The sequence below is a fragment of the Lacisediminihabitans sp. genome (assembly GCF_036404185.1).
Taxonomy (GTDB): domain Bacteria; phylum Actinomycetota; class Actinomycetes; order Actinomycetales; family Microbacteriaceae; genus Lacisediminihabitans.
In genome coordinates, this window is sequence record NZ_DASWPB010000009.1 from 1 (window position 1) to 11471 (window position 11471).

General features: G+C 67.3%; 21 protein-coding genes. 8 read left to right on the forward strand and 13 right to left on the reverse strand.

Annotated elements, in window-relative coordinates; genetic code table 11:
- Nucleotides 1-275 (forward strand): amino acid--tRNA ligase-related protein (locus tag VGC18_RS00520; RefSeq protein WP_331093116.1); only part of this gene is annotated, 275 nt, incomplete at its 5' end.
- 5 nt (nt 276-280) lie between these two features.
- Nucleotides 281-835 (forward strand): hypothetical protein, encoded by a 555-nt coding sequence (locus tag VGC18_RS00525; protein ID WP_331093118.1) that lies wholly within the window; start codon nt 281-283, stop codon nt 833-835.
- On the opposite strand, the gene VGC18_RS00530 is transcribed toward VGC18_RS00525, so the two are convergent.
- Both VGC18_RS00530 and VGC18_RS00535 read right to left on the reverse strand, forming a co-directional pair.
- Entirely contained in the window at nt 832-1131 is a 300-nt protein-coding gene (locus tag VGC18_RS00530) for a Dabb family protein (protein ID WP_331093120.1), read from the reverse strand. The two genes, VGC18_RS00525 and VGC18_RS00530, sit on opposite strands and share 4 nt — an antisense overlap.
- 2 nt (nt 1132-1133) lie before the next feature.
- Nucleotides 1134-1400 carry a glutaredoxin family protein gene (locus VGC18_RS00535; protein ID WP_331093122.1) on the reverse strand — a complete coding sequence of 89 codons (267 nt, stop codon included), beginning with the start codon at nt 1398-1400 and terminating at the stop codon, nt 1134-1136.
- Nucleotides 1401-1465: 65 nt separating this feature from the next.
- On the opposite strand from VGC18_RS00535, the gene VGC18_RS00540 reads away from it, so the two are divergent.
- Nucleotides 1466-2248: an HAD family hydrolase gene (locus VGC18_RS00540; RefSeq protein ID WP_331093124.1), complete on the forward strand. Its 783-nt coding sequence runs from the start codon at nt 1466-1468 to the stop codon at nt 2246-2248.
- Between the two features lie 31 nt (nt 2249-2279).
- Here the strand turns inward: VGC18_RS00540 and VGC18_RS00545 are convergent, their stop codons facing one another.
- The 4 genes from VGC18_RS00545 to proC all read right to left on the reverse strand — a co-directional run bounded on the left by VGC18_RS00545 (nt 2280) and on the right by proC (nt 4225).
- Nucleotides 2280-2378, reverse strand: a complete 99-nt coding sequence (locus VGC18_RS00545; protein WP_003792170.1) for a 30S ribosomal protein bS22 — start codon at nt 2376-2378, stop codon at nt 2280-2282.
- Nucleotides 2379-2524: 146 nt separating this feature from the next.
- Nucleotides 2525-2719, reverse strand: coding sequence for a helix-turn-helix domain-containing protein (locus VGC18_RS00550; RefSeq protein WP_331093128.1), 195 nt, complete (start codon nt 2717-2719; stop codon nt 2525-2527).
- Nucleotides 2720-2832: 113 nt separating this feature from the next.
- Nucleotides 2833-3363, reverse strand: coding sequence for a metalloregulator ArsR/SmtB family transcription factor (locus VGC18_RS00555; protein WP_331093130.1), 531 nt, complete (start codon nt 3361-3363; stop codon nt 2833-2835).
- Between the two features lie 37 nt (nt 3364-3400).
- Complete coding sequence (proC, locus tag VGC18_RS00560) at nt 3401-4225, reverse strand: pyrroline-5-carboxylate reductase (RefSeq protein ID WP_331093132.1); 825 nt, start codon at nt 4223-4225, stop codon at nt 3401-3403.
- A 22-nt stretch (nt 4226-4247) separates the two neighbouring features.
- Between proC and VGC18_RS00565 the strand changes: the two genes are divergently transcribed.
- Entirely contained in the window at nt 4248-5210 is a 963-nt protein-coding gene (locus tag VGC18_RS00565) for a cation diffusion facilitator family transporter (protein WP_331093134.1), read from the forward strand.
- 166 nt (nt 5211-5376) lie between these two features.
- On the opposite strand, the gene VGC18_RS00570 is transcribed toward VGC18_RS00565, so the two are convergent.
- Complete coding sequence (locus VGC18_RS00570; RefSeq protein WP_331093157.1) at nt 5377-5817, reverse strand: nucleoside deaminase; 441 nt, start codon at nt 5815-5817, stop codon at nt 5377-5379.
- A gap of 71 nt (nt 5818-5888) precedes the next feature.
- Here VGC18_RS00570 and upp point away from each other — a divergent pair, with 71 nt between their 5' ends.
- Both upp and VGC18_RS00580 read left to right on the forward strand, forming a co-directional pair.
- Nucleotides 5889-6521: a uracil phosphoribosyltransferase gene (gene upp / locus VGC18_RS00575; protein WP_331093136.1), complete on the forward strand. Its 633-nt coding sequence runs from the start codon at nt 5889-5891 to the stop codon at nt 6519-6521.
- A gap of 325 nt (nt 6522-6846) precedes the next feature.
- Nucleotides 6847-7569, forward strand: coding sequence for a winged helix-turn-helix domain-containing protein (locus VGC18_RS00580; RefSeq protein WP_331093139.1), 723 nt, complete (start codon nt 6847-6849; stop codon nt 7567-7569).
- Nucleotides 7570-7592: 23 nt separating this feature from the next.
- Here the strand turns inward: VGC18_RS00580 and VGC18_RS00585 are convergent, their stop codons facing one another.
- The 6 genes from VGC18_RS00585 to VGC18_RS00610 all read right to left on the reverse strand — a co-directional run bounded on the left by VGC18_RS00585 (nt 7593) and on the right by VGC18_RS00610 (nt 10008).
- Nucleotides 7593-7763 (reverse strand): CsbD family protein, encoded by a 171-nt coding sequence (locus VGC18_RS00585; protein ID WP_331093141.1) that lies wholly within the window; start codon nt 7761-7763, stop codon nt 7593-7595.
- Between the two features lie 74 nt (nt 7764-7837).
- Nucleotides 7838-8452, reverse strand: a complete 615-nt coding sequence (locus tag VGC18_RS00590) for a hypothetical protein (protein WP_331093143.1) — start codon at nt 8450-8452, stop codon at nt 7838-7840.
- Nucleotides 8449-9033 carry a hypothetical protein gene (locus tag VGC18_RS00595; protein WP_331093145.1) on the reverse strand — a complete coding sequence of 195 codons (585 nt, stop codon included), beginning with the start codon at nt 9031-9033 and terminating at the stop codon, nt 8449-8451. The genes VGC18_RS00590 and VGC18_RS00595 overlap by 4 nt, the downstream gene beginning before the upstream one ends.
- Nucleotides 9030-9380: a hypothetical protein gene (locus tag VGC18_RS00600; RefSeq protein WP_331093147.1), complete on the reverse strand. Its 351-nt coding sequence runs from the start codon at nt 9378-9380 to the stop codon at nt 9030-9032. The genes VGC18_RS00595 and VGC18_RS00600 overlap by 4 nt, the downstream gene beginning before the upstream one ends.
- The gene (locus VGC18_RS00605; protein ID WP_331093149.1) at nt 9377-9568 is read right to left on the reverse strand and encodes a DUF2273 domain-containing protein; all 192 of its coding nucleotides are present in this window, start codon (nt 9566-9568) and stop codon (nt 9377-9379) included. The genes VGC18_RS00600 and VGC18_RS00605 overlap by 4 nt, the downstream gene beginning before the upstream one ends.
- Nucleotides 9565-10008, reverse strand: a complete 444-nt coding sequence (locus VGC18_RS00610) for an Asp23/Gls24 family envelope stress response protein (protein WP_331093151.1) — start codon at nt 10006-10008, stop codon at nt 9565-9567. The genes VGC18_RS00605 and VGC18_RS00610 overlap by 4 nt, the downstream gene beginning before the upstream one ends.
- A 125-nt stretch (nt 10009-10133) precedes the next feature.
- On the opposite strand from VGC18_RS00610, the gene VGC18_RS00615 reads away from it, so the two are divergent.
- Together VGC18_RS00615 and VGC18_RS00620 are read left to right on the forward strand one after the other, a co-directional pair.
- The gene (locus VGC18_RS00615; protein ID WP_331093153.1) at nt 10134-10718 is read left to right on the forward strand and encodes an RNA polymerase sigma factor; all 585 of its coding nucleotides are present in this window, start codon (nt 10134-10136) and stop codon (nt 10716-10718) included.
- Nucleotides 10715-11287 carry a hypothetical protein gene (locus tag VGC18_RS00620; protein WP_331093155.1) on the forward strand — a complete coding sequence of 191 codons (573 nt, stop codon included), beginning with the start codon at nt 10715-10717 and terminating at the stop codon, nt 11285-11287. The genes VGC18_RS00615 and VGC18_RS00620 overlap by 4 nt, the downstream gene beginning before the upstream one ends.
- The last annotated feature ends 184 nt before the right edge of the window (nt 11288-11471 follow it).

Here is an 11471-nt window from a genome sequence, read left to right on the forward strand (position 1 = left end):
CGATCACCAAGAGCTACGACCTCATCTTCAACGGCGTCGAGATCTCCACGGGCGCGCAGCGCGAGCATCGCGTCGACGTGCTCACCGCGCAGGCCGTCGACAAGGGCCTCGACCCGGAGGAGCTCGACTTCTACCTCGACTTCTTCCGCTACGGGGTGCCGCCGCACGGCGGGTTCGGCATGGGCCTCAGCCGCGTCATCATGCTGCTGCTGCATCAGGCCAACCTCCGCGAGGTCACCTACCTGTTCCGCGGGCCGACCAGGCTGCTACCGTGACGGACATGGACATCACTCCCCGACGCGCCGCGATCGACGCGGGCCGAGCGCTGCAGGCGATCCTCGACCAGCACATCGAGCTGCTCGAGAGCGAGAACGACCAGGACGATGCGAGCGCGGAGATCGACCGCGAACTCTGGGATGCCGTCGCGGCATACGGCGATGCCCTCGACGAGCTGTACGACGAGGACGATGTCGACGACGAGAAATCGGAGTCCGACGAGCTGACCTTCACGGTTCGCACCCGGTACGACTACACCGTCGTCGACGAGAAGGCCTTCCTCTCCGCCGGTCAGGGGATCGGGCAGGCCGTGCAGGACCTCATCGACCGATCGGGCAAGCCCATCGGCGCGCTCGAGGTGGACAGCCTCGAGACCGGAAGCGGGCTGCTGACGGTTCACCTCAACAGCGAGCCGCTGGTCGCCGCCGACTTCCAGGCGGCCGAGGAGCCGACCGACCTGCTGTTGGTCGATCCGGACGAGAGCCTCGCCTTCGTGCTGGACGAGCCCGTCTACTCGTCCCGCGCCGAGGCGGAGGCCGCCGCCAAGCTGCGCGACTAGATCAGAAAGTCGACGTTCGCCCTCGCCGCCACGAGCGGTTCGATGATCGCGACGACCTTCCGGTGCTCCGGGTGGTTCTGGTACACGTCGAGGGCCGCGGCGTCGTCGTAGTCGGCGATCAGCACGAGATCCCAGTTGGTCTCGGGGTAGGCGGCGTTCGAACCGACGGTCAGGCTGCGGATCTCGGGGATCACCGCGGGGAGCGTCTGCAGCGCCGCGCTGATCCTCGCCGAGTCCTCCGCCTTGGCGGCGACGTCCTCGGCCTTGAGCTTCCACGACACGACATGTCTCAGCACGATCAGACCTCCAGTAGGGCGGCGCGCAGTCTCACGGGGTCGACGCGCCAGATGGTGTGCACCCTGCCGTTCACCAGCAGCACGGGGATCTCCTCGGCATACCGGTCCAGCAGCGCCGGGTCGTCGTAGATCGACAGCTCCTCGAGGGTGACGGTCGGGGCGGATGCCTCGCCCTCCAGGTCGGCGATGACGGCGGCGACCACCTCCCTCGCGGTGTCGCACAGGTGGCAGTCGGGCTTCCCGATGAGGGTCAGAGCGGCGGTCGGCACCCTCCCAGCGTATCCCGGTCCGGGACGCCGGAGAACGGATGCTTCGGCGACTATCATCGACGGTGATGCCAGCAGCAGAGCACGCAGCGGTACACAGCGATCGGCCCGTCGTCGCCTTTTTCGACGTGGACAACACGCTGTTGCAGGGCGCCAGCGTTTACCACGTCAGCCGGGCCGCTTGGCGGCGCGGTTACGTCGGCCTGCGCGACCTCCTGCTGTTCAGCTGGCAGCAGGCCCGGTTCATGGCGGTGGGTGAAAACAAGGAGCACATCCACAGCGCCCAGGAGCGCGCCCTGCTCGTCGCCAAGGGCCATCCGTCCGGCGCGCTGAAGGATCTGGCGGAGGACATCTACGAGCACGACCTGGAGAGCCGGCTCTGGCCGGAGACGGTGGAACTGACCCGGGAGCATCTCGCCCGCGGCCACGAGGTGTGGCTCATCACCGCGGCGCCGGTCGACATCGCCTCCGTGATCGCGACGCGGCTCGGGCTCACCGGCGCGCTCGGCACCACCCTGCGATCGAAGGACGGGGTGCTCACGGGCGAGTTGGAGGGACCGATCCTGCACGGCGAGCGCAAGGTCGTCGCCGCGAACGAACTGGTCTCGCGACTGGGAGCGGACCTCTCGGAATGCTGGGCGTACTCCGACTCCAGCAATGACCTGCCGCTGCTCCAGCTCGTCGGTCATCGCGTCGTGGTCAACCCTGACGCCAAGCTCCTCACCGTCGCCCGGGAAAACGGATGGTCGGTCATGAAGCTCGACCCGGCGAGCATCCGTTCTGCGAGGGCGCGCGTGCGCCGCGAGGGACGACGGGTGCGCAGGGGCGACAAAAAGCGCCAGGCCCGATAGGCCCGGCGCTCACGCAAGCAGGTCTCGCGACCTACTTCTTGTTGCGACGCTGGTGGCGAGTCTTGCGAAGCAGCTTGCGGTGCTTCTTCTTCGCCATGCGCTTGCGACGCTTCTTGATTACGGAACCCATACGCACCTCATAATAAATTCTGGCATCACTGATTCGTGAACAGACGACCGGGTCCGTTCGGAACCGCGGAAAAATTGCCTCGGGCCATCTTACCCGCCCAGGTGTCTCGCGGCGAACCAGTCGCCGGCTGACCGGATGCGAAGGCCTCAGCCCACGTCCTCGACGTGCGGATCGATGGCCGCCAGCACCGCAGACTCCGGGACCCGGAACGACCGGCCGAAGCGGATGGCCGGAAGCTCGCCGGAGTGGACGAGACGGTAGACGGTCATCTTCGAGACCCGCATCATGTCGGCGACCTCGGCGACAGTCAGGAAGCGCACCTCCGAGAGATCGCGTGCCATATCGACTGTGCCCCTTATGTTGTTGACGTTCCGAGGGAACGGCGCACTCGCCCCGGTGTTACACGAGTGCTAATCGGTAACTGTAGGGGCTAATGGGGCACGCTAGCAACCGGCTATTTTCCCTCTTTGCGAGAGAGCCGTTTCTTGAGGGGTTCGATCACGCGCCGCTCGACCTCGTGGGAGGCATCCTGCAGCGCGTTCCTGGCCTGGAAGGAGGCCGCGGCGGCGGCCCGTCCGACGGCGGCACCGGCCTCAGACGGGCTCTGCAGGGTCTCGGCGGCGCGGCGGATCGGCTCGGGGACGGCAACGCCCGACCAGGCGGCGAACACCGTCGAGGAGCTGTCCGGCACGCCCTCGAAATCGGCGCTGAGGAAGGGGATGAGCCAGTCCTCGAGATCCTCGAGCGGGCTCGTGTCGATGCAATAGAAGCGGTGCTGGCCCTCTTCGCGCACCGTGACGAGACCGTGGTCGCGGAGCACCCTCAGGTGCTTGGAGACCGTCGGCTGGCTGATGCCCAGTTTCTCGACGATCTCGCCGACGCTGATCTCCCCCGCCTCCGAATCGGTTGACACGTAACGCTCGAGAAGAACCTGCAGCAGGTCGCGCCGGGTCGCATCCGCGATCACGTCAAAAATGTCAGCCATGGCACCAGGCTAGCGCCCGCCCCTTATGGGCGCCCGGTCAACCGGCCGCCAGTTCCCTGGCCCTGGCGAGTGCTGCTGCGGTCGCCCTGCCGAAGAGGGCGGCGAGGTCGGCCCGCTCCAGCTCGGCGATCGCCCGCTCGGTCGTTCCCTTCGGACTGGTCACCCGCCGCCGCAGCTCAGCCGGGCTCTCACCCGAGGCGCGGAGCAACTCTGTCGCACCGAGGAAGGTGTCGCCGACCATCGTGGCCGCCTGCTCTTCGTCGAAGCCCATCGCCACCGCCGTCCGGGTCAGCTGCTCGATCAGGTAGAACACATAGGCGGGACCGGAGCCGGAGATCGTGCTGAGGGCGTCGATCCTGTCCTCCGGGAGTTCGATCACCTCGCCGACGGTCTCGAAGAGGCGCCGCGCCAGCGCCAGGTCGGCGGCGGATGCGCGCGAGCCGGCGCTGAGGCCGGTGACCCCGCGGCGCACCAGGGCGGGTGTGTTCGGCATCGCGCGCAGGACGACCCCGGGAACCAGCTGCTCCATCGTGGCCGTCGTCACGCCCGCGGCGATGCTCACCACGATGGCGTCCTCGTTCAGGGCCGGGGCGATCTCCCGCAGCAGGTCGGGCACCATTGCCGGCTTGACGCCGACGAGCACGATCCGGGCGCCGGCCACCGCGCGCAGGTTCGCCGACGGCTCGGTCTCCAGCGCGAAGGAGACGACTCCCTCGGCCCGCAGCGGGGCGGCCTTGGTCTCGGTGCGATTGGTGACCCGGATGCCCCCCTCGACCGTGACAGAGGGGTGCAGGAGGCCGCTGAGAATCGCGCCCCCCATGGAGCCCGCGCCGAGGATGGAAATCGTAGGAAGGGTAGTCATGTGCTCATCCTAGGATTGACGCATGAGCACACAGGGTGGCACCAAGGCAATCATCGCAGCGATGTCCGCCAACCTCGGGATCGCCATCGCCAAGTTCATCGCCTGGGGCCTCTCCGGCTCGAGTTCCATGCTCGGCGAGGCCGTGCACTCCGTCGCCGACACCGGCAACCAGCTGCTGCTTCTGCGCGGCGGCTCCGCCTCGAGAAAGCAGGCGGATGCGCAGCATCCATTCGGCTACGGACGCGAGCGATACGTCTACGCCTTCGTGGTGTCGATCATCCTGTTCAGCGTGGGCGGTGTCTTCTCGCTCTATGAGGGCATCAACAAGCTGGAGCACCCGCACGCACTGGAGAACGCCTGGCTTCCCATCGCCGTGCTGGTCATCTCGATGGGTCTCGAGGGATTCTCGCTGCGCACCGCGGTCAGGGAGTCCAACCACAGCAGGGGCAAGGAGGGCTGGTTCGCGTTCATCCGGCACGCCAAGGCGCCTGAGCTGCCGGTCGTGCTGCTCGAGGACGTGGCGGCGCTCACCGGTCTGGTCTTCGCCTTCGTCGGCGTCGTGCTCACTCTCATCACCGGCAACGGCGCCTTCGACGCGAGCGGAACCATCGCGATCGGCGTGCTGCTCGTCGCCGTCGCCGTCATCCTCGGCATCGAGACCAAGAGCCTGCTGGTCGGCGAGGGCGCCTCCGCGGCGGATGTCGAACGTATCCGGACCGCGATCAACGCCGATCCCGACGTCGAGGCGCTCATCCACATGAGGACCCTCTACCTCGGACCGGAGGAGCTCCTCCTCGCCGCCAAGGTCGCCTTCCCCCGGAAGAAGAGGCTCGCGGACGTCGCAACCGCCATCGACGCGCTCGAGGCCCGGGTGCGCCAGGCGGTCCCGATCGCGAGGGTGATCTACATCGAGCCGGACGTCTACGCGCCGCCCGGCCAGGCGAACCCGTCGACGGCCGCCATCATCATCAAGGCGTCGGACTGATCTGGCTCCGGCGCCCATCCGGCCCGCGGCGGGCAAAACTCCTCGCGGCGGGAGTTACAACTCCCTCCGTGAGCTGATTACTCCGCCGCCATCAGCCGCATCGCCCGCCGCGAGGACGTTTTCCCCGCCGCCAGATCAGGTCAGCGGGTCGAGAAGCCGAGACCGCTCAGAGCTCGGTCCTGGCCGAGCGGAAGAAGTCGGTGAGCACCGCCGCGCACGCCTCTTCCTCGACGCCGGCGAACACCTCGACGCGGTGCGGCAGCCGCCGGTCCCGCAACAGGTCGTAGACGGAGCCGGCCGCCCCGGCCTTCTCGTCCCAGGCGCCGAACACGACGACCGGGATCCGCGCCGCGAGGATCGCCCCCGCGCACATCGGGCAGGGCTCGAGGGTGACCACGAGCGTGGTGTCGGTCAGGTGCCAGTCGCCCCGGGCCTCGGCCGCCGAGCGAAGCGCCAGGATCTCCGCATGGGCCGTCGGGTCCTGCCGCAGCTCGCGCTCGTTGCGTCCCGCACCGATCGGTACCCCGGATGCGTCGAGCACGATCGCGGCCACCGGAACGTCCCCATGCTCCACGGCCAGCCGCGCGCTGGCGACCGCCTCGAGCATCCGCTCCGTGTACAGCGCCGGGACCGGCACGGTCACCTCCCGATAGAGCCGCGACAAGATAGATTGAGCCTATGCGAGTCCACGTAGCCGACCATCCTCTCGTCACCCACAAACTCACGGTGCTACGTGACAAGACGACCTCGTCGCCGACGTTCCGCGCACTGGCGGAGGAACTGGTGACCCTGCTCGCCTACGAGGCCACCCGGAACGTGCGCGTCGAGTCCGTGACCATCGAGACGCCGGTTGCGACGGCGCGGGGTCTGGCCATCAGCGATCCCCGGCCGCTCGTGGTCCCGATCCTTCGCGCCGGTCTCGGGATGCTCGAGGGCATGGTGAAGCTCGTCCCCACCGCCGAGGTCGGATTCCTCGGCATGGTGCGCAACGAGGAGACGCTTCAGCCGGACATCTACGCGGAACGCCTGCCGGAAGACCTCTCCAACCGGCAGTGCTTTGTTCTCGACCCCATGCTCGCGACCGGTGGCTCTCTGCTCGCGGCCATCGAGTACCTCTTCGACCGCGGTGCCGTCGATGTCACGGCCATCTGCCTCATCGCCGCCCCCGAGGGGCTTGCCGCGATCGAGGAGGCGACGAAGGGCCGTGAGGTCACCATCGTCGTCGGCGCCCTGGACGAGAAGCTCAACGAGCTCGGCTACATCGTCCCCGGGCTCGGCGACGCCGGCGACCGGCTGTACGGGACGGTCTAGACCGGTTCCACTGCACGGGCTGCTTGACATTGCTCCGTGTTGTACCAGATAGTTGAACCATGACTGTGAACGTGCATTCCCTGACCGCCCCTCGGGCCTCAAGGACTGCCGGCGTGATGATGCCGGCAGGCGTCGTCATGTGTTGTCGAATGTGTGCCTAATCGGCCAATCCTTGTCGAGTCCCCCATCTCCCCTGAGAGAACAGGGACTCCCGGATGTCAGCTCCTCATAACGGGCGACGTCTTTTACCGCACCACCAGAAGCATCCCGAAGGATCACACCCTCATCATTAGAGGCCCTTCACCCCTCCCAAGGAATTCGACTCATGTCTCTCGCAACCGTTGACCTCGTTCGTCCCGCTCGCCGCCTCACTCCCGTCGCCCCGGCGGCTCCGGCATCCGAGTCCCCCGCCGCCCCCGACGCGCCGGCCCGCATCCGCGCCGTCCCCACCGGCACGGAGGCCCGTGGTTTTGTGCTCTACGTCGGCGTCGACGATGCCAAGGCCGCCGCGGCCGGCACCGATCTCGGCCGCCTCGTCGAGGCGCTCAAGAAGCTGACCGCGGAGCTCGTGCCCGCGTCGGAGACCTACGCGGCCGTCGCCCTCGCCCCGCAGGGCGCGGGCGGACGCGACGTCGAGGTGGTACGCCTGGCCCTCCAGGACCCGTCCGCCCTGGCCAAGCACCGGCAGCAGACGGACATCGAGGAGAAGCCGCGGGGCGGGGTCGTCATCGACCTCTCGCGCAAGCGCCTCCTTCTCGACGGCGAGACGGCGGCTCTTACCTACAAGGAATTCGAGCTGCTGCAGTACCTCGTGCTGCGCGAGGGCCGCACGATCGACCGCGCCGAACTGATCTCGTCCCTCTGGGCGGTGGGCGACGACGACGCCCCGAACGAGCGCACCATCGACGTGCACGTTCGTCGACTGCGCTCGAAGCTCGGCTCGTACGAGGACATCGTCCGCACCGTGCGGGGCGTCGGCTACCGATTCGATCGGCACGCGGATGTCTCCATCCGGCACACGACGACGCCGAGCCCCGACGTCTTCTAGAGACGCCTCATGGCTGAGGCCGCCTACTTGAATGCGTCCTTGACGTTCTCGCCCGCTTTCTTCAGGTTTGCCTTGGTCTGATCGGTCTGACCCTCTGCGGTCAACCGGTCATTGTCGGTCGCCTTGCCCGCGGCTTCTTCGGTCTTGCCCTTGACGTCCTGGGCGGCGTTCTTGATCTTGTCCGATGCGCTCATGGTGTGCTCCTTGTTGCTTTCTTTTTCGTTTTCCGGGGATGGTGTCGACGACGGTACACGGGTCGCCGTCGCGGTCAAGGCATCGGTTCGGACAGCCTCGTCGTCTTGGCGAGACGGCTGGGGATCCCACCGTGAAGACTGATCACCACGGGAAGCTCACGACCGAGAACCGCATCCCATCGGTCGACGACCCGGTCGATGGCCGCCCGAACCTCGGTCGGCGAGATGCCTCGTCTGGTGTTCACCGAAATGCCGATCACCGAGGCATCGCGCACCCGGTAGGTCGTGACTCGAACGGAGACCAGGTCGGGATGACCCTTCAGCGCCTCGCGGATGCTCTCCTCCGCGACGGACGAGTCGACCGCGATTCCGCCTGCCTCGTTCTGCTCGGTCACGAGGATTGCGGTGCGTCCGCGTCCCTGTCGGAAGACGGCGACCATCAGCAGCACGATGGCGATGATGGCGAGCGCTACCACCGCGAGGAGGATCCAGCTGTGGCCGGTGTCGGCGAACGGGGTGGAGTCGATCAGGCGCCCGCTCCACGCGGCGAACTCTTTCGTCCAGGCTTTCCAGGCATCCAGCCAGTCGGCGACCAGCGAGGCACCGGCGACGAATCCACCGACGGCGGTCAGGACCACCCCGATGAGGAGGATGCCGGTGCGATTGAGAACACGATTGGTGTTGTTCATGCCTCCACCGTCCCCGCCGATTCGATGACCACGGTGTGGTCCAACCCGGGGACGAGCCCGAGGCGAAGGATCTCGGCGGCGACCGCCTCGTCGATCGCCTCACGATCGAGCACCCACCCGGAGCGGGGACGGATCCGCACCTCGGCATGGCGATGACCGACGGAGGCGACCACCCTGTCGGGGTCCACGTCGCCGGCGTGGGAGGCGCGACGCGCCAGCACGGAGGCGATGACCCGGTTGTCCACCACCATGGCGGTGCGGGTGATCTCACCGTGGTGGTTGGCCCGCCGGCCGGGAAGCACGGCGTACAGGATCAGAAGCAGGCCGATCAGCGCGACTACAACACCGGCGGTGGTGAGTGCGGGGCGCGCAACGGCGACGGGGAGCGCAAGGATGCTCGCCAGAACGCCGGCCGGTGAGACCAGCAGCGGCGGGACTCCCAGCAGGGCGAGTACCGATTCCAGGCCGATCCAGGCGGCGACCAGGACGAGCAACACGGCGAGCACCATCGCCACGACGGCGCGGGGCGAATGGGTCTCGCGACGGAGGATCCGCCGATACAGGACCGGGGTGGACGTCATCGAACCCTCGCCTCCGCACGGATCTCCGCGCCGGTCAGGCGCAGTCTCACGAAGCCGACGGACGAACCGGCGAGTTCGAGCATCCTGTCCCGGATGATGGTCTGCGCGGAGGCGGCGCGGTCGAGCAGGGAATGCTCGTCGTCCGGATGGGCCGTTGCGAGCGAACGCACCCGGACCGGAGTCGAAGCGGTCACTCCGAGCAGGCCATTGTCATCCGAGAGCTCAACACCGACCTGATGCGCGGCCACGCCCATCGTCTCGGCGGTGATGGTCGAGATCAGTCGGCGTAGCGCTCGCGAGGCGATCTCGGTGCGGCCGTGGACGGCGTCGGTCGTCGCGATGGTCATGAGGAGGAACGCTTGCCCCTGAACGCGTCGGCGAGCGTTCGCAGATCGAGCTTGCCGTCGATGATGCGAGCGACGAGCGCGCCGAGCGCCATGGCAACGGCGACGAAGAGGAAGGCCCAGAATCCGAGCGTGATCCAACTGAGCGCGAGGACCGCGCCGACGGCGATCCCGGTGACCGTGTGGCTCACTGGACACGAGCCTTGGCGTCGGCCGTGGTGGCGACATCGTCGTCGGACGGGATGTGGACGTCGTTGATGGTGACGTTGACCTCGGTGACCTGCATGCCGATGAGGCCCTGAATCGCGGCGTAGATGGCCGAGCGCACATTGTCGGCCACGGTCTGCAACGGGGTCGGATATTCGGCGACGATGGAGATGTCGACGGCGACCTGTGTCTCGCCGACCTCGACGCTGATGCCCTGGGTAAGGTCGGTCTGGTTGATGGCGTCGCGAATCGCGCCGATGGCCCTCGCCGCGCCGCCGCCGAGGGCGTACACGCCGGGGATCTCGCGCGCGGCGATGCCGGCGACCTTGGCGATGACGCTGTCGACGATGACCGTGGTTCCGGCTCCCGCACTGGCGATCGCGGTGGTGGTGGTGGTTTCGGCTGGGGTGATGACCTTGGCCATGAGAACGTGCTCCTTGTCGTGACGGCACCGGTTCAGGATCGGATCAACGCCGGATGTGGTTGTGCAATAGTCATCAGTAAGACGGGTTGGATCGACAAAACGTCACGCCGCAGCGGAAAGTTTGTGTGAACACTGTGAGATCGGCGCCGAACGACGATGACCGGAGTCCCCTTTCGAGGGCATCCGATGCCATCCTGGCCGCCCGGATCGTCGATGGGGACGTCGCCTCCTTCGAGGTGCTCGTTCGGCGTCACGGTCCACTGATGCGGGCATACGCCGCCAAGCTCCTCGGGTCCACCGGAGAATCCGACGACGTGGTGCAGGATGCCTTCCTTCTGGCCTGGCAGAGGATGGCCGATGTCGCCGACGGGGCATCGGTGAGAGCCTGGCTCATGCGCATCGTCACCAACCGAGCCATCGACCGCATCCGGGCGCGCCCTCGGCACACCGACATCCCGACGTGGGACCTGCCGGCATCCGAGAACCGGTCGACCGCGCGCGTCGTGGAAGACCACCTCGAGATGGAGGCCCTTGTGGCTGCTCTCAACCGACTTCCCGCCACCCAGCATCGATGCTGGGTGATGAGAGAGGTGGGCGGCTCGTCCTACGACGAGATAGCGGACCAGCTCGGTCTGCCCCCGTCCACCGTCCGGGGACAGCTGGCCAGGGCTCGCCACAGCCTGGTTCACGAAATGGAGGCCTGGCGATGACGACCGACACGGTCGGCGGTGTCGAGCGCGACGATCTCGACGGTCACACGATGGACGAGCTGTCCGATTACCTCGACGCGGGAAGAAGCCCTCGCGATCCGAGCATCGAGGATTCCCCGGGCTGTCGCCGTGCCCTCTCGACTCTCGCTCGGTTGCGGGCCGCTGCGTGGGCACTGCTCGAGGCGAAGGCCCAGGAGGAGAGAGACCATGACGATCCCTGGATGTCACGGGTGATCGGCGGCGTGAGACGGCAGGCCCTCGCCCGATTCGGACAGCTCGATCTGACCGGCACCGCCGCCCGGTCGGAGGGCGCCGTGCGCTGGCTGATCCGCACCGCGGTCGACGAGACCGGTAGAGCGCTGGTCGGGCGATGTGCCGTCGTCGGCGACCTCGACCGGGCCGGCGGGCCCATCATCGTCCGGGTCTCGATCTCGGCGGCCTGGGGGGAAGGCCTGCCGGAGCTCGCCGGATCGATGCGCCTCGCCATCCTCGAGGCACTGGGGCGACACACGGAGTTGAACATCGTCAGCGTCGAGATCTCGATCGACGACATCCACATCCTGAGCTGACCGCTCGGCGGCTTCCTGGGCGAAGACATCGGTTGTTCTCAGAAAAATAACAGTTTGGTAACTAGCGCTTCGTTATCTGACCGTTATATAGTTCAAGAGCAGAAGTTGTTTGCTGTGGCAGCTTCTGTGGAATGTGATTGCAGGACACTCTTGGTGCAAGGGAGAGGGTCGGTTTCTCGCCTCT